20 protein-coding genes are annotated in these 23,726 nt (G+C 42.1%); 14 read left to right on the top strand and 6 right to left on the bottom strand.

What is annotated here, in order from left to right; genetic code table 11:
• The first annotated feature begins 102 nt into the window (after positions 1 to 102).
• Genes galK through BUA96_RS11470 form a run of 3 tightly spaced genes read left to right on the top strand, consistent with a single transcriptional unit; the run spans position 103 to position 3,339 of the window.
• Positions 103 to 1,272, top strand: a complete 1,170-nt coding sequence (gene galK / locus BUA96_RS11480; RefSeq protein WP_233430640.1) for a galactokinase — start codon at positions 103 to 105, stop codon at positions 1,270 to 1,272.
• 17 nt (positions 1,273 to 1,289) lie between these two features.
• Positions 1,290 to 2,327 (top strand): UDP-glucose--hexose-1-phosphate uridylyltransferase, encoded by a 1,038-nt coding sequence (locus tag BUA96_RS11475; protein ID WP_072983222.1) that lies wholly within the window; start codon positions 1,290 to 1,292, stop codon positions 2,325 to 2,327.
• 1 nt (position 2,328) lies between these two features.
• Positions 2,329 to 3,339, top strand: coding sequence for a LacI family DNA-binding transcriptional regulator (locus BUA96_RS11470; RefSeq protein WP_072983220.1), 1,011 nt, complete (start codon positions 2,329 to 2,331; stop codon positions 3,337 to 3,339).
• Between the two features lie 77 nt (positions 3,340 to 3,416).
• Here the strand turns inward: BUA96_RS11470 and galE are convergent, their stop codons facing one another.
• The 4 genes from galE to BUA96_RS11450 all read right to left on the bottom strand — a co-directional run bounded on the left by galE (position 3,417) and on the right by BUA96_RS11450 (position 9,496).
• Entirely contained in the window at positions 3,417 to 4,439 is a 1,023-nt protein-coding gene (gene galE, locus BUA96_RS11465) for a UDP-glucose 4-epimerase GalE (protein WP_072983218.1), read from the bottom strand.
• Positions 4,436 to 5,242, bottom strand: a complete 807-nt coding sequence (locus tag BUA96_RS11460) for an HAD-IIA family hydrolase (protein ID WP_072983216.1) — start codon at positions 5,240 to 5,242, stop codon at positions 4,436 to 4,438. Before BUA96_RS11460 ends, galE begins: the two co-directional genes overlap by 4 nt.
• A 66-nt stretch (positions 5,243 to 5,308) precedes the next feature.
• Positions 5,309 to 8,485 carry a glycerol kinase GlpK gene (gene glpK / locus BUA96_RS11455; RefSeq protein ID WP_072983215.1) on the bottom strand — a complete coding sequence of 1,059 codons (3,177 nt, stop codon included), beginning with the start codon at positions 8,483 to 8,485 and terminating at the stop codon, positions 5,309 to 5,311.
• Positions 8,486 to 9,496 (bottom strand): aldose epimerase family protein, encoded by a 1,011-nt coding sequence (locus BUA96_RS11450; protein ID WP_164916927.1) that lies wholly within the window; start codon positions 9,494 to 9,496, stop codon positions 8,486 to 8,488.
• 182 nt (positions 9,497 to 9,678) lie between these two features.
• Here BUA96_RS11450 and BUA96_RS11445 point away from each other — a divergent pair, with 182 nt between their 5' ends.
• The 11 genes from BUA96_RS11445 (at position 9,679) to arsM (ending at position 21,898) form a co-directional block, all read left to right on the top strand.
• Positions 9,679 to 10,164: a rhodanese-like domain-containing protein gene (locus BUA96_RS11445; protein ID WP_072983213.1), complete on the top strand. Its 486-nt coding sequence runs from the start codon at positions 9,679 to 9,681 to the stop codon at positions 10,162 to 10,164.
• Positions 10,165 to 10,193: 29 nt separating this feature from the next.
• Positions 10,194 to 10,874 (top strand): TIGR04282 family arsenosugar biosynthesis glycosyltransferase, encoded by a 681-nt coding sequence (locus BUA96_RS11440; RefSeq protein ID WP_072983211.1) that lies wholly within the window; start codon positions 10,194 to 10,196, stop codon positions 10,872 to 10,874.
• A gap of 6 nt (positions 10,875 to 10,880) precedes the next feature.
• Complete coding sequence (locus BUA96_RS11435; protein ID WP_072983209.1) at positions 10,881 to 11,693, top strand: purine-nucleoside phosphorylase; 813 nt, start codon at positions 10,881 to 10,883, stop codon at positions 11,691 to 11,693.
• Positions 11,694 to 11,783: 90 nt separating this feature from the next.
• Positions 11,784 to 12,122 (top strand): arsenosugar biosynthesis-associated peroxidase-like protein, encoded by a 339-nt coding sequence (locus BUA96_RS11430; protein ID WP_040532960.1) that lies wholly within the window; start codon positions 11,784 to 11,786, stop codon positions 12,120 to 12,122.
• A gap of 70 nt (positions 12,123 to 12,192) precedes the next feature.
• Positions 12,193 to 13,260 carry an arsenosugar biosynthesis radical SAM (seleno)protein ArsS gene (gene arsS, locus BUA96_RS11425; protein WP_072983208.1) on the top strand — a complete coding sequence of 356 codons (1,068 nt, stop codon included), beginning with the start codon at positions 12,193 to 12,195 and terminating at the stop codon, positions 13,258 to 13,260.
• A 45-nt stretch (positions 13,261 to 13,305) separates the two neighbouring features.
• Positions 13,306 to 13,986, top strand: a complete 681-nt coding sequence (locus BUA96_RS11420; protein ID WP_072983207.1) for a TIGR04282 family arsenosugar biosynthesis glycosyltransferase — start codon at positions 13,306 to 13,308, stop codon at positions 13,984 to 13,986.
• Positions 13,987 to 14,056: 70 nt separating this feature from the next.
• Positions 14,057 to 17,272, top strand: coding sequence for a SusC/RagA family TonB-linked outer membrane protein (locus BUA96_RS11415; protein ID WP_072983206.1), 3,216 nt, complete (start codon positions 14,057 to 14,059; stop codon positions 17,270 to 17,272).
• 30 nt (positions 17,273 to 17,302) lie between these two features.
• Positions 17,303 to 18,745, top strand: coding sequence for a SusD/RagB family nutrient-binding outer membrane lipoprotein (locus BUA96_RS11410; RefSeq protein WP_072983204.1), 1,443 nt, complete (start codon positions 17,303 to 17,305; stop codon positions 18,743 to 18,745).
• A gap of 10 nt (positions 18,746 to 18,755) precedes the next feature.
• Positions 18,756 to 20,093 (top strand): SLC5/6 family protein, encoded by a 1,338-nt coding sequence (locus BUA96_RS11405; RefSeq protein ID WP_072983203.1) that lies wholly within the window; start codon positions 18,756 to 18,758, stop codon positions 20,091 to 20,093.
• Positions 20,075 to 20,902, top strand: coding sequence for a metallophosphoesterase family protein (locus BUA96_RS11400; RefSeq protein ID WP_072983201.1), 828 nt, complete (start codon positions 20,075 to 20,077; stop codon positions 20,900 to 20,902). Before BUA96_RS11405 ends, BUA96_RS11400 begins: the two co-directional genes overlap by 19 nt.
• A gap of 27 nt (positions 20,903 to 20,929) precedes the next feature.
• Entirely contained in the window at positions 20,930 to 21,898 is a 969-nt protein-coding gene (gene arsM / locus BUA96_RS11395) for an arsenosugar biosynthesis arsenite methyltransferase ArsM (protein WP_072983199.1), read from the top strand.
• 57 nt (positions 21,899 to 21,955) lie between these two features.
• Here the strand turns inward: arsM and BUA96_RS11390 are convergent, their stop codons facing one another.
• Together BUA96_RS11390 and era are read right to left on the bottom strand one after the other, a co-directional pair.
• Positions 21,956 to 22,777 (bottom strand): hypothetical protein, encoded by an 822-nt coding sequence (locus BUA96_RS11390; protein ID WP_072983197.1) that lies wholly within the window; start codon positions 22,775 to 22,777, stop codon positions 21,956 to 21,958.
• A gap of 6 nt (positions 22,778 to 22,783) precedes the next feature.
• Complete coding sequence (gene era, locus BUA96_RS11385) at positions 22,784 to 23,713, bottom strand: GTPase Era (RefSeq protein ID WP_175546499.1); 930 nt, start codon at positions 23,711 to 23,713, stop codon at positions 22,784 to 22,786.
• Between the last annotated feature and the right edge of the window lie 13 nt (positions 23,714 to 23,726).

Genomic DNA, 23,726 nt, shown 5'->3' with positions numbered 1-23,726 from the left:
CAAAAATAGTTTAAAAATTTTTAAACGTACAAATTACATTTAATATTATATATGTATCTTTGACATTCATTTACACAACTAATCTAAATCCTCAACGGTATTTTGGAACAGCAAATTACACATTCGCAATCTCCCGAACATATTGCGCAGCTAGGTGCATTTAAAGCCGAGGTTGTTATCAATTCACCAGGACGCGTCAACCTTATTGGTGAGCATACTGACTATAATAATGGTTTTGTGATGCCTACCGCAATTGATAAAACCATTCAGTTTTATTTAAAAAAGAATGGTACTCCGTCTCAGGCACGCATCACCAGTTTAAACTATGATTCGCATTTTAGTTTTGACGTTGCGACCTATGATCCTAACGGCGCCGAATGGACACGATATATTGTTGGTGTTGTGGAAGAAATTAAAAAACTGGGGCATAGCCTTAAAGGTTTTGATTGTATGATGTACAGCAATCTGCCTATGGGGGCCGGCATCAGTTCTTCAGCGGCTTTAGAATGTGGTTTAGCCAAAGGGATTAATGAACTTTTTGATTTAGGCTTGACTGATCTGGAAATCATCAAATTATCACAAATGGCTGAGCACAACTATGTTGGCACCAAATGTGGTGTTATGGATCAATTTGCTTCTGTGATGAGCAAAGAGAACCACGTGATCCAATTGGATTGTCAAAGTCTCGAATATCAATTGCTTCCGTTTGCCATTGAACCTTACAAGTTGCTCCTATTGAACACCAATGTTTCTCACAGTCTGTCTACGAGCGAGTACAATGTACGCAGAGCAGAATGTGAAGCAGGCGTCGCATTGCTACAAAAGTGGTATCCTGAGATCATAACCCTGCGTGATGTAACTTTAGAACAGTTGCAAAAACACAAAGCCGATTTTGATCCCGTGGTTTATAAGCGATGTGAATATGTTTTAGAAGAAAACCAGCGTGTGGCGTTAGCGGCTAAAGCGCTTAAAGCAGAAGATCTAAAAACCTTCGGAACTTTAATGTATGGTTCTCACGAAGGACTTCAGCACAAATATCAAGTGAGTTGTAAAGAATTAGATTTTCTTACCGATTTTTCTAAGAATTATGATGCTGTTTTAGGTTGCCGAATGATGGGCGGTGGTTTTGGTGGCTGTACCATCAATCTAATTCACGAGGACCACATTGACGCCTATGTGGAAGCTGCTAAAAAAGCATATCATAAACAATTCAATATTAAACTCTCTACATTTACGGCAATGCCTGCAAATGGTGGAGAACGTATACACTAAACAATACAAGCCTGATTATGGTAGATTTTAATGATAATTCACACAGACGTTACAACATACTCACAGGAGAATGGATTTTGGTTTCTCCGCACAGAACTAAACGTCCGTGGCAAGGTAAAGAAGAAGATATCGTTGTTGAAGAGCGCCCTTCTTACGATCCCAATTGTTATTTATGCCCCGGAAATGAGCGTGCCGGTGGTCATATCAACGAAAATTACACCGAACCTTGGTCATTTGTTAATGATTTTGCTGCACTTAAAAATGATGTGCCTCAAGCCAAATTTAAAAGCGGTTTACTAAAAGCTGAATCTGAAAGTGGGATTTGTAAAGTGGTATGTTTCTCGCCTGATCATTCTCTAACACTTCCTGTTATGGATGTTGAAAATATTGACAAAGTCATCGCGCTTTGGCAAAGAGAATATCGCGAATTGGGCAAAAAAAGTGATATCAACCACGTGCAGATCTTTGAAAACAAAGGCGCAACCATGGGATGCAGCAATCCGCACCCGCACGGTCAAATTTGGGCGCAGCGCACCATTCCGCAGGAGGTTGCTAAAAAAAACAAACACCTTAGAGAATACTGGAATGATAACGGTGTTAGTCTTTTAGCTGAATATTTAAAAGAAGAGCTTGCCTTGCAAGAGCGTATCATTGTAGAAACCGAATACTTTGTAGCTCTGGTGCCTTATTGGGCAGTATGGCCTTACGAAGTGATGATTCTACCTAAAAAACAACACAGAACTATTTTAACCCTTTCTGAAGCAGAACGTCTCGATTACGCTAAGATCATTAAAGCGGTAACCATTAAATATGACAACCTGTTTAAGATCTCATTCCCTTACAGTTCAGGAATTCATCAGGCACCTACTGATGGTCAGGATTGGGACTGCTGGCATTTTCATATGTCATTCTACCCGCCATTACTGCGCTCAGCAACGGTTAAGAAGTTTATGGTAGGCTATGAAATGTTTGCTACACCACAAAGAGACATCACAGCAGAGATGGCTGCAAAAACTTTACGTAATTTAGCAGACACACATTACACTAAAAATTAAAATGTCTACTAAAACCACATTAAAAGGAATTGCAGAACACCTCAACTTATCTATTTCTACAGTCTCAAAAGCATTAGCAGACAGCCCAGAAATAAGTGAGGCTACAAAACTTTTAGTAAAAACAGCAGCCAGACAACTTAAATACCGCCCTAATGCGATGGCTCGGGGATTAAAAAGCAGCCGTACCAATACCCTTGGTGTGGTGATCCCTAACATTATGCATAACTTTTTTGCAAAGGTCATCGTGGGGATGGAAGAAGAAGCCACAAAAAATGGTTACAGTCTGGTTACCTGCATCTCTAACGAATCTCTAGAAAAAGAAAAGCAGAGCCTCAATATGCTGAGCGATGTTTCGGTAGATGCGATTATTATCAGCCTTACTTCTGAGACGCAGGAATCTAACGAAATCGAGCATCTCAATGATGTATTGCATTATGATATTCCGTTAGTAATGTTTGACCGTGCAAATACCGATGTAGCTTGTGATAGCGTGGTAATTAATGATTTCTCCGGAGCTTTTGAAGCGACCAGTTATCTCTATAAAACCGGTTGTAAAAATGTGGCGTTATTGTCTACATTGAGCAATACTTCGGTGGGGAATAAAAGACTCGCGGGATATCAAGCGGCCGTTTCAAAAGAAGCAGGTGCGGTTCCCAAAGTTTTATATACCAAGCTGGCAACGCTAGAACAGGATTTAGGAACTTTTCTTGACAAGAATGAGATAGACGCTCTGATCACCACAGACGAATCTAGCGCGATCTACGCGATGAACACCATTCGCACTAAAGGCTTAGAAGTTCCTAATGATGTAAGTGTTATAGGGTTTACTGACGGAACGCTGGCGCGAAATTATTTCCCATCGGTGACCACAGTAAAGCAACAAGCCGAAATTATGGGAAAAAAAGCGATCGAGATCGCACTTAAAAACATCAACGCTAAAGAAAAAGAAGCACCCAAACAAGAAGTTATAGAAACCGAATTGGTGATTCGCAACAGCACACGCAAACTTTAAAACATACATTCTTTAAAAAAATAAAAAAGCCCAGATCTTCAAGATTTGGGCTTTTGTGTTTTACATCGCTTTTCAAATTACTTAATACCGCGAACTTTCTTCTCCCATTTCCAGGCAGAGTCGAGTGCATCAGCAAGTGTCAACTCTGATTTCCAACCGAGTTCGTTATTGGCGTGTTCGGTGTCTGCATAGGCAGCAACCACGTCACCTTCTCTTCGGTCTACGATCTTATAAGGCAATTGCACTCCGGAAACTTCTTCAAAAGTATTGATCACTTCAAGCACAGAACTTCCGGTGCCGGTTCCTAAATTAAATACTTCGTAATTGCTTTTATTTTCGCTTTCCACCAAACGTGTTAGCGCTTTTACGTGCGCTTTGGCTAAGTCAACCACGTGAATATAATCACGTACACACGTACCATCTTCGGTAGGATAATCATTGCCAAACACACTAAGTTCCTCACGCAATCCGGCTGCTGTCTGCGTAATAAACGGCACCAAATTCTGCGGAACGCCTAGCGGCAACTCCCCTATTTCCACGCTTTCGTGTGCTCCAATCGGATTAAAATAGCGTAGCGCTATAGCTTTAAAATTCTCGTAAACTTTAGCCGTATCTCTAATGATCTCCTCGCCGATCTGCTTGGTATTTCCATACGGAGATTCAGCAGGTTTTACCGGTGCGCTTTCGGTTATAGGTAATTCTTCTGCCTGCCCGTAAACCGTGCACGACGAACTGAATATAAAATTAGCCGAAGCTTTTCCCGTGAGTTCTTTCAGCAGATACACTAAGGAGCTTAGGTTGTTTTCATAATACAACAGGGGCTTATGAACACTTTCGCCTACTGCTTTTGAAGCCGCAAAATGAATCGCCCCGCTTACGTCTGCATATTTTTTAAAGAAAGCTGAAACCGCGTTGCGATCTCTTAGATCCAATTTTTCAAACTCAGGCCTTTTGCCGGTAATGGCTTCTATTCCATCTAAAACATCTTCTGAAGCATTAGACAGATCGTCAATAATGACCACCTCGTATCCTGCATTTTGTAATTCGACTACGGTATGCGAACCTATAAATCCGAGTCCGCCGGTTACTAGTATTTTCAAAATTCTGCTACGTTATTTTCAACGGAAAGCTTCTCTAAAGCCTCGTCGATGTTAAAATCTTTGAGTGAGTCGATGACCATATCAGGACCAAATGCATACGTACCTATTTCCTCTTGCTTCGAAACTCCTGACAGAGTAAGGATAGTCTTGTACCCCATTTGAATAGAGCCCAGAATATCAGTATCCATCGTGTCTCCTATTACTATGGTTTGATCTGTGGTTAAGCCTAATTTTTTTCGAGCGGCACGCATCATTACAGGACTAGGTTTTCCTACCGAAAATGCTTTACGCCCGGTTGCTTCTTCGATCATCTTAACGATTGCTTTGATCCCTAGATTAGACCAGCCGATTTTCTTAGGCGAAGGATCTAAATTGGTCGCGATCAGTTTAGCGCCCCCAAGAATCATATCTACGGCATTGTTTGCCATTTCTAAAGTGAAATTTCGGCCTTCACCCACCACAACATAATCTGGATCTTGAGTCACCAAGCTGTACCCATTTTCGTGCAAGCTGCTTAGAAGTCCGCCCTCACCTAGAACGTAAGCGGTACCGTTAGGCTTTGTAAAACCTAAAAACCAAGCCGTTGCCATAGCGCTAGTGTACACATTTTCTTCTTTAATGTGAATTCCCATCGGGCGTAGTTTATTCACAACATCAATGGGGCTACGCTGACTGTTATTGGTCATAAACAAGAACGGAATTCCCCGATCTTGCAATGTTTTTATAAAAGTATCTGCTCCCGGAATCAAGTCATTACCGCTGTAAATGACTCCGTCCATATCTATTAAAAATCCTTTGTCCATTGGGCTGTTTATTTAAACGTAAAAATAACGTTTAATTTTTAAGAGCTAGAAAGCTTAAGCAGAAAATTAGCTAAGAATCTCAGATTCATAAAAATGCGTTGCATCGTATAACAACTCGTCAAGCTTTTTATTTTCAAAAGCAACGCGCTCTTCATCCCAATCTAAATAATTGATAAAATCCTGCACTGCTTGTTGACGATACTGCGTTACCGTTTCGATATTAAAATAGAGTCTCCCGGTACGACGTACAAAGAAATCTGCCAGACTGTTGGTCATTTCATAATTAACACTGTACCACAATTCAGCGCGCACTAGTCTATCATTTACGTCTGCATCTCTAAAATAATTGATCTTATTTTTGATGATATCTGTTTGCTTTCCGTAAGTGGAAACCAAATACCAAGCTTTAAAAGCGGCGTTGTCAATTTGCATAAATTCTAACTCCTGCTCCAAGTAGTTTTGATAATCTTCTACCTCTTGGGTATTCCGCAATGCGTGAGAAGTCAAGGCAATATGCTGAGTGCGCGACTCATCATAGGTTTTACCAAATTTCTCTTTGAGTCGCTTGCTTACTGTTTCGTTTACACGTTGGGCCATTTTACGATATCCGGTAAGTTTTCCGCCGGCAATAGAGATCAAGCCACTTTTACTAATAAATGTCTCATCCTTTCGCGATAATTCTGAAGGATCTTTCTCATCCTCGTGAATGAGTGGTCGAAGTCCTGCCCAGCTCGACTCGATATCTTCTTCGGTTAAATTAATATCAGGGAAGGTTCCGTTAACGGCATCAAGCAAATATTTAATATCAGCTTTGGTTGCCACCACACGATCTAAACTCCCGGAGTAATTAGTATCTGTGGTTCCCACATAGGTCACTCTACCTCGCGGAATCGCAAAAATCATACGCCCGTCTGGAACGTCAAAATAGAGCGATTGATGTACGGGTAATTTTTCCTTCGGAAAGACCAAATGCACCCCTTTAGTCAAATGCAAATGTTTGTTGTTCATCGACTCATCTTTCTTCCGAAGCTTATCAACCCAAGGTCCTGTCGCAGAAACAAACGTTCTTCCTTCTACTTCAAAGGTTTTCCCTGTGTTGTGATCTTTGCAGTTTACCGCGGTGATCTTGCCTTTGTAGTTGTACACAAAATCATCCATCTCGCAGTAGTTGAGGCAAATCGCACCAAAACCGGCTGCTTTTTTCATCAACTCAATGGTGAGACGAGCATCGTCAGTTCTATATTCCGCATAAAAACCACCACCCAGCAAAGTGCTCTCATCAAGAATGGGTTCGCGCTCAAGCGTCTCTTCTTTGGTCAACATACGGCGTTTGTCTTCATCATCTACATTGGCCAGCAAGTCATAAACTTTCAGTCCTACAGAAGTCAAAAATTTACCATATTGCCCACCCTCAATAAGTGGTAAGAGCATTTTCTCGGGCACCACAAGGTGAGGGGCCAACTTGTGTACGATAGCGCGCTCAGTTCCTGATTCTTTGACCAGACCGATTTCCATCTGCTTTAAATAGCGCAAACCGCCGTGTACCAATTTGGTACTTTTATTACTGGTTCCTGAAGCGAAATCATTTTTCTCGATCAGGCAAACGCTCATACCGCGGGTCGCTGCATCGAGCGCGATCCCTGCTCCGGTAACTCCGCCACCAATGATGACTAAATCAAATTTTTTCTTTTTCGCTTTTTTGATGTAACGCTTACGGTCACGCACGCTAAAACGTAAAGGTTCTTTTTCTTTCTCAATGGTTTCGGCATAACCAGAGCGTGTGCGCATCACCGCAAGCTCCCAGCTTTCTTGCTTGTGGTTACGCGTTCTTACATCCATTTCAGGTTCAAAAACCTGATCAGCACTACGCAATGTAGCAATGTCTTTTTGCGTCCAAATACCCACTTTAATTCCCGCTAATAAAGCTGCACCCCAGGCGGTAACTTCAAGCATTTCTGGGCGATCTACCTGCGCATCTAAAAGATCTGCTTGAAATTGCATCAAGTAATCATTAGCACAAGCGCCACCGTCAACTTTTAAGGTTTTTATTTGCTTGCCGCTGTCTTCTTCCATCGCTTTGATCAAGTCGGTTACTTGATAGGCAAGCGCTTCAACCGTAGCTTTCACTAGTTCTTTGCGACCTGTTGAAAAGGTCAATCCTTGAATACTTCCTTTCGCATTTCCATCCCAATATGGAGCTCCAAGTCCGTTGAATGCAGGAACAAAAAACAGATCTTCAAGTGGCGGAATACTTTGACAAATCGCATTAGTTTCTTCGGCATTCTCAATGATTCCCACTTGATCCCGCAACCATTGAATCGATGCACCTCCCACAAAGACACTTCCTTCTAAAGCATATTTTGGCTTTTTATCTTCGAGCGTACAGCATAAGGTTGTTATGAGTCCGTTTTTAGAAAACGAAGGTTTTTTCCCGGTATTGAGCAGCATAAAACAACCTGTTCCATAGGTGTTTTTTGCCATTCCTGATTTGTAACCGCCTTGCCCAAAAAGCGCCGCCTGTTGATCACCGGCAACTCCATAAATAGGAAACTCAGCATCTTGATACGTTATCCTCCCAAAATCTGAAGATGAAGGTTGCACTTTAGGCAACATTTTTTTCGGAATAGTCAATTCCTCAAGCAACTCCTGATCCCAAGCCATATCTTTAATATTGTACAGCATAGTTCGGCACGCATTAGTATGGTCTGTACGGTGTTTGCCGGTGAACTTGAAGATCAACCAGCTATCTACCGTACCAAAGAGCAGATCACCAGCTTCAGCTTTTTCACGCGCTCCTTCTACATTATCTAGAATCCACTTTATTTTGGTTGCCGAAAAATAACTGTCAATTACCAGTCCGGTGTTTTTAAGAATATATCTTGAAAGGCCGCGCTCCCGTAAACCTTCGCAAATCGCTTCGGTACGTTTATCTAACCAGCAAATCGCATTATAAACCGGTTTTCCTGTTTTCTTATCCCATACAACAGTAGTCTCACGCTGATTGGTGATTCCAATTCCTTTTATAGCTTCAAGTGGAACTTTTGCTTTTTGGACCACCGCCTCAAAAACTTCCTTTTGATCATTAAAGATCATTTCCGGATCGTGTTCTACCCAACCGGACTGCGGATAATATTGTTTCAATTCCTTTTGTGAAATAGCAACAACCTTACCGTGCTCATCAAATAAAATGGCCCGAGTACTGGTTGTTCCCTGATCAAAAGCGATGATATATGAAGTTTCCATTTATAAAAATTTATACGTGATGGTATGCTTATACTGTTCTCCCGGTTTTAAAACCGTTGACGGAAAATTGGGGTGATTGGGCGTATCCGGAAAAAACTGTGGTTCTAAACATAAGGCCGGCGAAGGTCCTTGAATCATTACTGTCTTGTTCTCTATCTTTTCAATTCCGTTGGCGCTATAAAACTGGATTCCCGGTTGGGTGCAGTACAATTCCATTTTAGGCGATCCCGAAGGTGCAGCAAGTACTGCAGCCGGTACTTCTTTACTGTATTTTTCCAAAACATAATTATGATCAAAACCACCTTCAAGTTGAGCCAGTGGCTGTTCTAAAAAGCGAAGTTCACGCAGATCAAAAGGTGTGTTCTCCACCGGTTTTACGCTTCCGTCAGGAACGTTCTGCTCTGTTTTTGGTAAAATTCCTTCTCCGTTAATCAATAGTTGATGCTTTGCAATACTTTTTCCACTTGAAGGATTCAGATTGAAATATTCGTGGCGGGTAAGATTTACAATAGTTTCTTTGTCGGTTGTAGCTTCGAGACGCATTTCTAGCGCATTCTCTTCAGTTAGTTTGACAAACATTTTAGTCTCTAAATTCCCGGGATAACCTTCTTCGCCATCTTTACTCAAATAGGAAAAAATCACCTCATCTTCCAGCTCAGCAACCTCCCAAATTTTCTTACCGAAACCTTCAAAACCGCCGTGAAGATGATTTGTGCCTTCGTTGGCACTCAACGCAACTTTTTTTCCGTCTAGGCTCACTGTTGCATTAGCGATGCGGTTTGCGCTTCGACCCACCAATTGCCCCATAAAAAAGGTATCTTCTTCATAAGAATGCAAGTCATTATATCCCAAAACCACATCGGTAAATCCGCCGGCGTCCGGAACAATTAATCGTTGTAGTATGGCGCCATAGGTGATGAAATGCGCTTCCATCCCTGAGGAGTTTTTCAGTTTTACACTTAAAACGGGACGACCGTCTTGCGTGGTATCAAAGGGTTTTATTGTTATCAAAGGAACGTTGTTTTTTAAAGCTAAATATATGAAATACTAAAGGGAAACATCACGGAATTACCGCCCTCTTTTAAAGCGTGCTGTAATTCACGTGCTTATCGATTCCTTTAAAATCAAACCAAAAAAAGCGCTTCTTCGTAAGTTTTACCAGAACTAAGAAACTGCCTTTTTAATATTTCAGAATGAAATTTCACCTGCTTCTCGCTCTTCTACTTCCTCTTTTTGGCTTCTGCCAGAAAAAATCTATTGATAAACTTCTGGAAACCTACAACACCCGAAGCATTCCTTATATTTCTGTGCAAGAACTCAAAATGAATCTCGAAGCTTACACCATTCTAGATACACGCAAAAGAGAAGAGTTTGAGGTTAGCCATCTTCCGTCAGCGATTTGGGTTGGAGAAAGACCTCAAAATGCATTTTTAGATTCCATATCAAATAAGAAAAAGCCAATTGTAGTGTATTGCACCGTGGGCATTCGTAGCGAAGATTTTGGCGAAAAGCTTGAACGTAAAACCGGCAAAACTGCGTATAATCTCTACGGCGGAATTTTTGCTTGGAAAGACGCAGGCTTTAAAATTGTGAATGCCAAAGGCAAAAGCACTCAAAAAGTACACACCTTTTCAAAAAATTGGGAAGATTATTTAAGTACGGGAATTGCGGTTCATTAAATTTGACTTTTATCAATTAACAACATCTAATGGGTCTATTAAGTAAAAAAGACACCGATTCTGAAAAAGATTTCGAGACAGAATTTCATTTCCCTACCTCAGATAAAGCCCTTTTAATCTTTACCCGCAATCCCGAATTGGGTAAAGTAAAAACCCGACTTGCAAGCGGTGTGGGTGATGCTGCAGCGCTTGAGATCTATAAGTTTTTGCTTCAGCACACGGTTAACATCACCCAAAATTTGAGCGTAGATAAACAGGTTTATTATTCAGAAAAAATACGTGCTTCAGATTATTGGGATAAAAACACGTTTACCAAAAAATTACAACACGGTGATGATCTGGGAGCTCGAATGCAAAAGGCGTTTTCAGGAGCTTTTGCGAGCGGCTATAAAAAAGCGATCATCATTGGTAGCGATATGTATGACCTTTCTCAAAAAGATCTAGAAGAAGCATTTGCAGCGCTTGATGAGCACGATTTTGTGGTAGGTCCGGCTGAAGACGGTGGGTATTATTTACTTGGAATGACCTTCCTAAAGCCAGAACTTTTCAGTAATAAAACTTGGGGAACCGAAACCGTTCTTAAAGACACGCTTGCCGATTTAAGCTCAGAATCTGTTAAATTGCTAGAAACCCGTAATGATGTAGACTATTACGAAGACATAAAAGGTATTGAGGCCTTCAAGCCTTTTTTACCAGAACATTTGAAATAAAAATCCATGAAAAAATTTATTGAAGAATCTGCGCAGTTTTTAAAAGAGCGCGGTTTTGAAGCTCCGGAAATCGGTATTATTTTAGGTACCGGTCTTGGCCAATTTGTAGATAAAGTTGAGATCATCAGTTCGGTGAGCTACAACCACATTCCTAATTTTCCAACTGCCACGGTTGAATTCCATACCGGAAAACTGATCTACGGAACTTTAGGCGGAAAAAAAGTGATCGTGATGCAAGGTCGTTTTCATATTTATGAAGGCTACACGTTACGCGATGTGAGCTACCCGGTGCGTGTTATGAACGAACTTGGTATTAAAAAACTACTCATCAGTAATGCAGCCGGCGCGATCAACCTCAACTTTAAAAAAGGCGAGATTATGCTTATTGAAGATCACATCAACTTGCAAGGTGGTTCTCCCCTTGCGTTTAAAGGGGTTGAACAATTAGGTTCACGTTTTACTGATATGAGCGAACCATACGACGTGTCTATGCGCAACATTCTTAAGGATATCGCAAAGACCGAAGAAATCACGTTACACGAAGGTGTTTATGCATCTGTAGTTGGTCCACAGCTTGAAACCCGCGCCGAATATAGATTCCTTAAGATCATCGGCTCTGACACGGTTGGAATGAGCACCGTTCCAGAAGTGATTGTCGCCAACCATCTCGATTTGCCGGTTGCTGCCGTTTCAGTAATTACCGATGAGTGCGACCCAGAAAACCTGGCACCTGTAGACATTCAAGATATTATGGCTGCCGCCGGAAAAGCAGAACCTGATATGGTTAAACTTTTTACGCAGCTTATTGAAAAACTTTAGGGTTTTTCCGCATTAAAAAAACCACAACACAATTATCTCCGTAACTACTCGTGTAGTTATGCTTTTTATAACTCAAAACAAAAAATCATCATGGCTAACAACAATTATTACGATCCGGCAGACCTGAGAAAATTTGGTAAGATCACCGAATGGAGCGAGGAACTGGGTACAAAATTCTTTGATTACTACGGAAAAGTTTTTGAAGAAGGTGCGCTTACTGCACGAGAGAAGGCGCTTATCGCCCTTGCTGTTGCGCATACCGAACAATGCCCGTATTGCATCGACGCGTATACCAAAGACACCTTGCAACGCGGCGTGACCAAAGAACAAATGATGGAAGCCATTCACGTAGGTGCTGCGATCAAGAGTGGCGCTACGCTTGTACACGGTACGATGATGATGAATAAAGTGAATAAGCTAGAAATGTAGCACTAAAGGCTATATTCTAGCAACTTAATCCTATCTTAGTCAATACTGAAAAAGAAAAATAAACGCTTTTATGCCTGCAACTCAAACAAAAAAATCCCTACATAAACGTCACGACGATCTCGCTCAAGCCAATAAACAGCTTGAGGTTTTATCCGGTGGAATTTTTGCCGATGGCGAACTTCCTACGTTTGCCAAAAAGATCAAAGAGACCAATCAATTTCCGTTACGACCTAAAAAACTGGAAATCCTTCAGATCAATGTGGGATATATGTGTAATCAGGTGTGTGAGCATTGTCACGTAGATGCCGGTCCCGATCGTAAAGAAATAATGACTTGGGAAACGATGGAGCAATGTCTGGAAGTGATCAAAAACACTGGCGCACATACACTGGATCTTACCGGTGGTGCTCCTGAAATGAATCCTAATTTCAGACGTTTTGTAGAAGAAGCGAGTAAAGCAGGGATTAAAGATTTTATTGTACGCAGTAACCTGACGATCATTCGCGCCAATAAGAAATACTACGATCTACCGGAATTTTTCAAGAAACACAATGTACACGTGGTGAGCTCGATGCCGCACTGGACACGTGGTAAGACCGATAAGCAACGTGGTGAAGGCGTTTTTGACAAGTCGATCAAAGCTTTACAGGAATTAAATGCCGTAGGTTACGGAATGCCAGATAGCGACTTACGCTTAGACCTTGTGTATAATCCTAACGGTGCTTACCTTCCTTCAGATCAGGCAGGAATGGAAAAGGATTTCAAAAAAGCCTTGATGGAAGATTTCGGCATTCAGTTTCATAACCTGTTTGCAATTACCAATCTTCCTATCGCACGCTTTCTGGATTACTTGATCGCTTCGGAAAACTACGAGGATTATATGTACCAACTTGTTGAGGCTTACAACCCGGCTGCGGTGGCGAATGTGATGTGTACTAATACGATCTCAATTAGTTGGGACGGCTGGTTGTACGATTGTGATTTCAATCAAATGCTGGATCTCAAAGTAAATTCAAAAGTGAAGCATATTTCAGAGTATAATGAGGATGTGCTTAACGATCGTAACATTATCATTTCTCAGCATTGCTACGGCTGTACTGCCGGCGCAGGAAGCAGCTGCCAGGGAACTGTAGCTTAATTCAACATAAAATAATCAGAAGCACACGCTGCGTTTACCGCTTTATTGAATACTAAAACCGCCATATTAATTTTTGCCCGCTCTGCGGAAGAAGATGCACGACACAAGTCGATGCACAACGGCGTGCAACTCTTTGAAGCGCTCAATAAGCAGACTTTAAAAACGGTAAAGCAAAGCGGACTCCCCTTTTACATTTATTCTGAAAAAAATCAAAAAGGAGCCACGTTTGCTGAACGCTATACACAAGCCTTTACAGAAATTTATGAGCTGGGCTATGACAATGTCATCAGTATTGGGAATGACAGTCCGCATTTAACCAAACAGCATCTACTCACCGCCGCAAACGAATTGCAAAATTGCCCGATGGTCATTGGTCCTTCCGTTGACGGCGGGTTCTATTTAATGGGTCTAAACAAAACTCATTTTAATGCACAAGCACTTTTAGAACTCCCTTGGCAGACCTCAAAACTTACGCAAATCATTCTGAGAAAAGTACGTGAGCAAAAGATTCAGGCTACAATACTTGAGGTGCTGCACGACTTAGATTCGGTTTTTGATGTTGCTGCACTTTTAGATCGCGGGCAACTTCCATATTTGATCAAAAAACTGCTTTTACGCATACATTTTGGAGGGACGCAACCAATCACCAACCAAAAGTTCGTCTTTGATGCCTTTCAGTATCAAAACTACTTCAACAAAGGTTCTCCGGTTAGTTTAAGTATTTAAGACAACATCATTTGTCTCGCGGTGTGCTGTACAATCAAGCCGCTTCCTTTTACTAATCAGAAACAAAAAAATGAAACACCTTTATTTTGGGCTAATGCTCTTGCTGTGTGCAGTTGCCAATAGCCAAACTACCATTTCGGGTACGGTAACCACCTCAAGCGACGGAACGACCGTACCGTTTGTAAATGTCATTGCCGTAAATACCGATGCTGCCACGATAACCGATGAAAACGGAATGTTTTCGCTGGAGGTTCCTGCTGCAGCTAACGAACTACGCTTTTCAGCAATTGGCTTCATCACCCAAACCGCATCAATCAACGGACGAACTACCATTAATATCACCTTACAAGAATCTACTACAGACCTCGATGAAGTGGTCATAACGGCGCTCGGTCTCGAGCGCGAGACTAAAGAATTGGGTTATGTAGTGCAAACCATCGAAGCAGAAGAAGTTTCTGCGGTAAAAGCGCCGAACTTCCTCGACAACCTTGCCGGAAAATTAGCCGGTGTTACGGTTTCACAAGGCGCTACCGGCGTGGGTTCTTCTTCAAAGATCACCATTCGCGGCGAGGCTTCCTTTTCAAACAACAATCCGCTGTTTATCGTTGACGGAACGCCCATCAATAACAACACGGTTTTTAATGAAAGTAACGAAGCCGCAGCCGGTTTTCAAGAGATCGATTTTGGTAACGGCGCGATGGAAGTCAACCCAGACGATATTGCTTCGGTAAGTGTGCTTAAAGGCCCAAGTGCCGCAGCGCTTTACGGCACCCGCGCATCAAACGGTGTAATCATTATTGAAACTAAAAACGGAAGCCAAAGCAAAGGTCTAGGCATCAGCATCAATACTTCGGTTTTTGTAGATACGCCTTTTAAACTTCCTGAATTTCAAAATCAATACGGACAGGGGAATTCCGGTCAGTTTGAATTTGTTGATGGTTTAGGTGGCGGGGTCAACGATCTTATCTCCTATTCTTGGGGACCGCGTTTAGATCAAGGCACTTTGATCGCACAATTTGATTCACCTGTAACCTTACCTGACGGAACGGTCGTTCGCGGTGGAGACACTTCGCTTTATAACGGGATCGGCATCACACCAACAGCCTTCAATTCGCATCCCGATAACCTGAAAGATTTTTATGAGACTGGTGTGACCACGATCAATAACGTGGCAATTGGCAGCGGTTTTGATAAAGGAAACTATCGCATTTCGTTTACCGATTTACGTAGCGAATCGATCATTCCCGGAGTAAATCTGGACCGCCAAACGGTAGCTACCAAACTGAATTTTAAACCTACTGACAAAACCACGTTTAATGCTTCTATCAGTTATGTGAATTCCGGGAGTGACAACCGCCCATCTAACGGCTACGGAAGTGAGAACGTCAATTATGCGCTTGTGGCTTGGGGACCGCGCTCGCTAGACATTAACAGCTTGCGCCAATATTGGCAACCGGGATTAGAAGGTGTGCAGCACTACTCCTTTAACTACACGTATTTTGACAATCCGTTTTTTACGATGTATGAAAACCGGAATTCTTTCAACCGGGACCGGGTTTTTGGGAACATTTCTATCAAACAGCAAATCACAGAAAACCTCAGCCTTTCGCTGCGTTCCGGAATGGATTATTCTTCAGAAACGCGCCAGCTGCGTCGTGCTTTCAGCTCTAACCGTTTTCAAAATGGAGGCTATGCCGAGCACGATGTGTTTTATCGCGAGATCAACACTGATTTCTTACTGAATTATAACAACATCTTTGGCGACTTTTCTCTTGATGTTTCGCTGGGCGGAAACCGTCTGGACCAAAAAGCCAGCACCAAACAGTCGCAAACGGTAAATCTTGCACAACCGGGAATTTTCAATCTGAATAATGCCGCTTCGCCAATTGATGTATTTCAATTTGAATCAAATAAGCGCATCAATTCCCTTTACGGAATTGCAAAACTGGGTTACCGCGACTTTTTATTTTTAGACCTTACCGGCCGTAACGACTGGTCAAGTGCCCTTGCCACGCCGTTTTCGGTAGATGGGACTTCGTTCTTTTATCCTTCGGCTTCGGCGAGTTTTATTCTTTCTGAAGTGGCTGAGTTACCCAAAGCTTTTTCCTATGCGCAACTTCGCGCGAGTGTAGCTCAAGTAGGTAACGATACGCAGCCTTATCAAACCAGTGATGCTTTTATTTCGCAGACGGCTTACAATGGGCAACCCACTTTCAGCAATCAAAATTTTATACCTAATGCTAATCTGAAACCAGAGCAAACCACGTCGTATGAAGTAGGTGCAGACATCAGATTTCTTAAAGATCGTATTCGATTAGATGCGACCTATTATAACGCGTTGACTAAGGATCAGATCATTTCGCTACCCATCGCGATCTCCTCGGGATACAATCAACAAGTGGTGAATGGCGGTGAAGTACGTACACAAGGGGTCGAACTTATCGCAGATCTCACACCGATTCTGACCGCTAATTTTAAATGGAATACTACGTTCAATTTTAGTAGTAATACTTCGAGAGTGGAAAGTTTACCGCAATCAGACGGAAGGCTGACTTTAGCATACAGCCGAATTTACGACAGTGCCAATCAGACAGTTTGGTTTCAGGTAGAAGAAGGCGGAAAAATTGGCGATATCTATGGAACCGGCTATCAAAAAACCGAAGACGGACAATTTATCTTAACTCCTTCCGGAAGCTATATCGCAGATAATAACCTCAAAAAAATAGGAAACTACACCCCTGACTTTATGCTAGGTTGGAACAACAGCTTCAGCTATAAAAATTGGAGTTTGAGTTTCTTATTTGACTGGCGACAAGGTGGCGAACTTGTTTCTCGCACACGCGCTTTGGGAACTGTGGGTGGCCAACTCGCAGAAACAGCAAATCGCCCGGAAGAAGGCATTGTTCCGCAAGGTGTTGTCAATACAGGGACAGCAGAAAATCCGCAGTATGTGCAAAATACCACAGCGGTTTCTGCAGAAACCTATTACCGCCAATTTTACGATCGTAACCACGAAGAAAACAATATTTATGACGCTTCGTATCTAAAGCTTCGTCAGTTTTCAGTGGGGTATACCTTTAATCTAAAGGATGGCTTTTTAGGCTTAAGTAGCGGGATGGACATCGACTTGGCACTTGTAGGTCGCAACCTCTTTGCCTTTTCAGAAATACCGCATTTTGATCCTGAGCAACTCGCAGTGCAAGGCACCGGCTTCGTAAGCGGGGTTGAAGATATGAGCTACGCTACCACGCGCAGTATTGGTTTAAAAGCAGGCTTTAATTTCTAAGGCTTGAAGCCTATCAAAACTAGTTAGAAGATGAAAAACACGATATATACCATTCTGATCTTGAGTCTGAGCTTCTTTACGGCTTGTACTACAGATTTTGAAGAAAAAAACACCAATCCCAATGCGCCGGTAAGCGTGCAACCGGGATTGCTTTTACGCCAGGTTATTTATGATTTTGGCGAGCAAATGAGCTATGAAGGTTTTGCCGCAGGCGATCTCCTTTCGCAGCATCGCACGGCTTTAGACTTTAACCTCTTTGACCGACACGCACTAAAATCGCCGCAATTGGGTGGAAATCCCTGGCCTATTTTTTACACCAATCTCAGAGACAACGAACTCTTGCTTAAACAGGCTCAAGAAGTTGAAACCTTTAAAGTTTATGAAGGACCGGCATTGATTCTCAAAGCTTATATGGCGCAAGGTCTTACCGATTTGTTTGGCGATGTTCCCTATTTTGAAGCATTTAATGGAATTGACGGAACCGTAACCGCCCCTTATGATGCTCAAGAAAACATCTATTTAGCAGAAGGCGGAATTCTGGACAACCTGGATCAGGGGATTGCCGCGATCAATGCCTACTCCGGCGCTGTGGCTCTAGAAGGCGATCTGTTTTTTGACGGAGACCTCAGCAAATGGATACAGTTTGCAAACTCTTTAAAGCTAAAAGCTTTGATGCGTATTTCAAGTCAGGAAAATGTAGCAGCCGCTATCGCTTCAATTTATGCGGAAGGAAATTTTATCACTACTAATGCAGATAATGCCGTTTTTGATTTTACTTCAAGTGCTCCTAATAGTTTCCGCTTTGCACAATTGCGCGCAGGAGATTTCAACAACTTTGTGCTTTCTGAAACTATGGAGGATATTTTGACCGATCTTGACGATGATCGTATTTCGGTATTTTTCCGTCCTTTTGCCAATTCCACTTCCGGTGAATTTAACGGACTCATCAACGGAATTGATGCCTCACAAACTTCGATCGAGCCTGCTAATTATTCGTTGGCCGGAACACTTTTCCGTGAGAACACTGCGCAATTAGATGCTAATTTTATGACGGCTTGGGAAACGCATTTTATCCTTGCGGAAGCTGCGGAAAAAGGTTTCATAAGCGCAGATGCGGAATCTTTATACAATCAAGGCGTTCAGTTGGCTTTTGATTATTGGCTGACCGATCTTCCGGCAGAGTACCTGACCGGCCCGGCTGCGTATTACGCTGCAGGAACCACACCTGTACAACAGATCATCACGCAAAAATGGATCGCCAACCTCATCAACGGTTATGAAGGTTGGATCGAATGGCGTCGCACCGGCTTCCCTGAATTTAGGGCCGTTGCAGCGAGCTTGAATGATGGGATCATTCCTGTGCGTATGCCGTATCCGGCAGAAGAACAAGCTTTGAATGCAGATAATTATCAAGCCGCGGCAGCAGCCACAAATGACAACAGTTTAAACAGTCCCGTTTGGTGGGATAATTAAAATTACCAATTTGGATATAGCAATCTGGCAGTGGATCTTGATTATTGCGTCTAGTGTGACGCTCTTTTTCCTTTCGCCTCTGGCAAAAACAACCGATGATTTTTTTAAAGCAACGCATCGCAGGAAGGCGCCCAATGCCTTTATGCTTACCGGTAGCTTGATCATTTCCTGGATTTTTGCCAAAAGTATTACCAATGCAGCCAATCTGGGGTTGGAGTTCGGCATCGTGGGTGGTGTCGCCTACGCAGCATATTACCTCTCATTTGTAATGGCCGGTATTCTTATTTATTCGCTGCGTACGCAAGGTGGTTTTACCAGTTTGCATCAGTTTCTCACCTCGCGCTTCGGTAAAAATGCGATGCGTGTGTTTTCGGTGTTGATCGCGATACGACTGTTTAATGAGGTTTGGAGTAATACGATGGTGATCGGAAGTTATTTTGGAGATATTGGCAGCACTCCATATTACGCCTCGATCATTGTTTTTACGCTATTGACGCTTGCGTATTCGCTCAAGGGTGGCTTGAGCAGTTCGATTTTTACCGACGTTTTGCAAATGGGACTTTTTGGGATTCTGCTGTTTGTGATCTTGGCGAGCATTTATTCGACTACTAATTTTACAGTGGCAGAAACCTTGCAATCTGGAGTTTGGGGTTTTGACACTGGTTTGAATTTATTGTTTGCCGCGCTCATTCAAAGTTTGAGTTATCCCTTTCACGACCCCGTTTTGACAGACCGCGGCTTTTTAAGTTCGCCAAAAGTCACGCTTAGAAGTTTTCTTTGGGCAGGAATTTTAGGAGCGATCTGTATTGTGCTTTTCAGCGTCATTGGCGTTTATGCCAAAGCAATGGGAATGCAAGGCCAAGCTGCAGTTGAAGTAGGAAAAGCCTTTGGTAGCGTAATCTTGTTGATCATCAATTTTATAATGATCACCTCAGCGGCTTCGACTTTAGACTCTACGTTTTCATCATTTTCCAAGTTGGCAGCAGTGGATTTAAAACTCGGCGAAAGTATCAGTTTTGGTCGTTTAGCGATGTGTGTATTGGTAGTTCTGGGTACAATTCCTATCTTTTTAGATGCTGAAATTTTATCGGCAACAACCATTTCAGGCACGATGGTTATTGGCCTTACGCCTATATTTTTCTTTTGGAAACTCCCTGCCCCTAAACTCAGTTTTTACCTGAGTGTTTTTTGCGGGATCGGTTTCGGACTTTTATTGGTTTTTAACCTGATTCCTGAATGTTGGATTTTAACTCAAGGTCGCTATGCAGACCTACTATGGGCCAACATTTGGGCCGCGGGATGTTGTTTAATTTTATATATGATACCGGCATGGATAAAACTGTGGTAGACCTTGGCAACCTTGACGGAAAGGTGCTTTTGTTTGGTGGAGTGTACAGCAATCTTCAAGCTTTAGAAGCGCTGAAGCGAATAGCCGAAGCACAACACATCGCACCACAAAATTGCTTGTGCACAGGGGACATTGTGGGGTATTGCGCACAACCCGAAGAAGTCGTGCAACTCTTTAAAATTTGGGGAGCGCAAAGTGTTTTAGGTAATGTGGAGATCCAGTTGCGGGATGGTGCAGAAGATTGCGGTTGTGATTTTAGAAAAGGTTCGCGTTGCGATGGGTTTAGTCAAATGTGGTTTCCGTACGCGCAAAGTAAACTCAGTAAAAGTTCGTTAGACTTCATTGCCACTTTGCCTGATCACATACAATTCCGCTTTGTGGATAAAAAGTTCGTTATGGTTCACGGCGACTTTTTTAACGTCTCTGAATTTGTATATAAGTCTACCGATTGGTCCCTTAAACAGAAAAACTTTGATGCAACGGGTGCCGATGTGATCATCGCTGGTCATTGCGGTTTACCTTTTAATCACAGTCAGAATGAAAAACTCTGGCTCAATCCCGGAGTGATCGGGATGCCTGCAAATGATGGAAGTCCGCACGTGTGGTATGCGATTTTAGAGGAACAGGATGGCCAACTTAAGTTTACGCATCACACGATGGATTACAATTACAAATTGGCAAACCAACATATGCAAACCGACTTTTTACCGCAGGAATACGCCCGAACCCTGATCACAGGAATTTGGGACAACACCGAAATTTTGCCGGCATATGAAAGCGGGTTGCAAGGTTTTGGCATTCAACTTTAAAAGGTATTAATCTAAAAAAACGAAATTATGAGCTATTTAGAAACCACCAAAAATGTATATCGTGACGCTGCACTCACTCCAGACGTTGGACTTTGTTGCACTACAAATCCTATCTGGGAATTACCGGGATTGAAAATCCCTAAGATCATGCAAGAGATGAATTACGGCTGCGGAAGCACCGTAAATGCATGTGATCTTACTAACGATCCGCGCGTACTTTATGTGGGTGTAGGCGGCGGAATGGAGCTCTTACAGTTCGCTTATTTCTCGCGCCAAAAAAGCGGCGTGGTTGGCGTGGATGTGGTCGATGAAATGCTCGAAGCTTCGCGTAAAAACTTTGAGGAAGCTGAGGAGTTGAATCCTTGGTTCAAGAGTGAATTTGTAGATCTTAAAAAAGGAGACGCGCTCCACTTACCTGTGGAAGATAACAGCATTGATGTAGCTGCTCAAAATTGCCTCTTTAATATTTTTAAAGCAGAAGAGCTGAAAAAAGCGATCGAAGAGATGTACCGCGTGCTCAAACCTCACGGAAGACTCGTAATGAGCGATCCTACTTGTGAGCAGGAAATAAATGAAACCTTGCGCAACGATGAGCGCCTACGTGCATTATGCCTAAGCGGAAGTTTACCTATAAAAGAATATGTAAAAGCCTTGACCGACGCCGGTTTTGGCACTATCGAAATCCGTGCGCGCAAGCCGTATCGCATTCTTGATCCTAAAAACTACCCGACAGACGAACTCATCTACATCGAATCGATTGAGGTTGCAGCGATCAAAGACCCGATGCCCGAGGATGGCCCGTGTATCTTCACCGGAAAAGCTGCCATCTATTACGGCGCTGAGGATTATTTTGATGATAAAAAAGGCCACGTTTTATTGAAAAACCAACCATTGGCTGTTTGCGATAAGACGGCTGGTGCTCTTGCTGCTTTAGGTCGCGACGATATATTTATCAGTGAAAGCACCTTTCACTATGATGGTGGTGGATGCTGCTAACCGCTGGCTTGCAGCCGGTGGCAGAAATATATAGCCCCGCGATGTGGGGCTTTTTTTTTAGTTATAAAGAACTATTTTCGAATTTTCATCCAAGATAAAAGTTAAAAATGTTCTATACCTTACCTGCTTGCCGTGAAAAACATATGTATCCCATTTTTTAACCTTTTTGGCAATTTCAAGCGCTACTGATTCAAATTCATTTCTCGGTTTAGAATATTGATTTTTACGAATATTAAGCCCGTAAATAGTATCTACAACTTCCATTTCTCTATTTTCTCGAGGGCTCAAATTTACACTTGTCAAATTTCCCTCTTTATCTACATCTATCCAGAAAGGAGCAAATGTCTTTGATTCTAAGTTCAAATCTTTTGAATTATATGCTGACAGAATAGAGTCTACATCAGTTATCGGCTTTGCCTCGTGATTAATAAACCTGTAATTTTCAAGCTCAAGTTTATTACCATTATCTAAAACTTTTTGCTCTGATTTTCTGATCCCATAATGTTCATTAATAGGTTTACTATTTGAACAATAAAAACTAAAACTTTGCTTTCCGTTGTATAAATTACTGTAAACAAGCCATCTCTCCCCAAAATCAACACTCCAATCGCAGGATGTAAAATGACCTGGAAACTCTCCTTCAGCAGGAAATGTATAGCTTATAAATTCTGGCTCATCACCAAATTTATAATGCTTTAAAACCTTAAACTTTACGGTATATGTTAATGAGTCTTTAGCATAGATTTTACTAATAACTTCTCCTTCAAAAACATAATCTGAAGCATAAAACTCAATAGCAGGCTTTGGAATATCACAGCTACAAGCTAAAACATTAAAAGAATAACTAAAAACGAGTATAATTATAAAAACAACTTTCATAGGATTTTACTTCCCATTATACCCAAAGCGACGCAATTCACGCTCGCTGCTGCGCCAGTCTTTATTAACTTTTACATAGAGTTCTAAATGCACTTGTTTGCCAAAGAAAATCTCGAGATCCTTTCGGGCTTCTACACCGATGCGTTTTAGCGCCGAACCTTTATGCCCGATGATGATTCCCTTTTGACTATCGCGCTCCACCATAATGATGCTGCGCATTCTAATGATATTTTCTTCTTCAAAAAACTCTTCGGTGTCGATCTCTACAGAATACGGGACCTCCTTTTTGTAATGCATCAGAATCTTCTCCCGTATGATCTCATTTACAAAAAAGCGTTCGGGTTTGTCGGTCAACGCATCTTTTGGGTAAAATGGTGGGGACACCGGTAAAGCGTCAAGAATACGATCAAACACCTGACTTACCCCAAAATTTTCCAAAGCTGAAATAGCGAAAATCTCTGCATTAGGGACTTTTTCTTGCCAATGCATGCGGCTGGCTTCAAGCAGCTCCTCATTTCCTTTATCGATCTTGTTGATGAGCAGCAACACCGGAATATCCGTATTGCGAATTTTATTGAAGAAGTCTTCGTCTTTCAATTCTTTTTCACCCAACTCAACCATATAGATCAACACATCGGCATCCTCAAAAGCCGACTTTACAAAGTCCATCATTGACGCTTGCAGCTCGTATGCGGGTTTGATAATTCCCGGAGTATCGCTAAAAATCGCTTGAAAATCATCACCATTTACGATACCTAAAATACGATGCCGCGTGGTTTGCGCTTTTGAAGTAATGATCGAAAGGCGCTCACCCACGATCGCATTCATCAAGGTAGATTTACCCACATTTGGGTTCCCGATGATGTTTACAAAACCGGCTTTATGCGATTTATTTTCAGCTTCAGATTGCAATGGATTATTATTTTGAGCTTCCAAGATTGAGGTGTTT

Origin of the sequence: Leeuwenhoekiella palythoae (genome assembly GCF_900130045.1) — a bacterium.
GTDB classification, from domain to species: domain Bacteria; phylum Bacteroidota; class Bacteroidia; order Flavobacteriales; family Flavobacteriaceae; genus Leeuwenhoekiella; species Leeuwenhoekiella palythoae.
The sequence above is the reverse complement of the archived record's forward strand: the minus strand, read 5'-3'. Positions and strand labels throughout refer to the sequence as shown.

Bases quoted from the DNA above. Each gene is read 5' to 3' on its own strand.
- BUA96_RS11445 (WP_072983213.1), top strand. From the start codon at position 9,679: ATGAAATTTCACCTGCTTCTCGCTCTTCTACTTCCTCTTTTTGGCTTC.
- glpK (WP_072983215.1), bottom strand. From the start codon at position 8,485: ATGGAAACTTCATATATCATCGCTTTTGATCAGGGAACAACCAGTACT.
- BUA96_RS11475 (WP_072983222.1), top strand. From the start codon at position 1,290: ATGGTAGATTTTAATGATAATTCACACAGACGTTACAACATACTCACA.
- arsM (WP_072983199.1), top strand. From the start codon at position 20,930: ATGAGCTATTTAGAAACCACCAAAAATGTATATCGTGACGCTGCACTC.
- BUA96_RS11415 (WP_072983206.1), top strand. From the start codon at position 14,057: ATGAAACACCTTTATTTTGGGCTAATGCTCTTGCTGTGTGCAGTTGCC.
- BUA96_RS11435 (WP_072983209.1), top strand. From the start codon at position 10,881: ATGAAAAAATTTATTGAAGAATCTGCGCAGTTTTTAAAAGAGCGCGGT.
- arsS (WP_072983208.1), top strand. From the start codon at position 12,193: ATGCCTGCAACTCAAACAAAAAAATCCCTACATAAACGTCACGACGAT.
- BUA96_RS11390 (WP_072983197.1), bottom strand. From the start codon at position 22,777: ATGAAAGTTGTTTTTATAATTATACTCGTTTTTAGTTATTCTTTTAAT.
- BUA96_RS11440 (WP_072983211.1), top strand. From the start codon at position 10,194: ATGGGTCTATTAAGTAAAAAAGACACCGATTCTGAAAAAGATTTCGAG.
- BUA96_RS11400 (WP_072983201.1), top strand. From the start codon at position 20,075: ATGGATAAAACTGTGGTAGACCTTGGCAACCTTGACGGAAAGGTGCTT.
- BUA96_RS11410 (WP_072983204.1), top strand. From the start codon at position 17,303: ATGAAAAACACGATATATACCATTCTGATCTTGAGTCTGAGCTTCTTT.
- BUA96_RS11470 (WP_072983220.1), top strand. From the start codon at position 2,329: ATGTCTACTAAAACCACATTAAAAGGAATTGCAGAACACCTCAACTTA.
- BUA96_RS11460 (WP_072983216.1), bottom strand. From the start codon at position 5,242: ATGGACAAAGGATTTTTAATAGATATGGACGGAGTCATTTACAGCGGT.
- BUA96_RS11430 (WP_040532960.1), top strand. From the start codon at position 11,784: ATGGCTAACAACAATTATTACGATCCGGCAGACCTGAGAAAATTTGGT.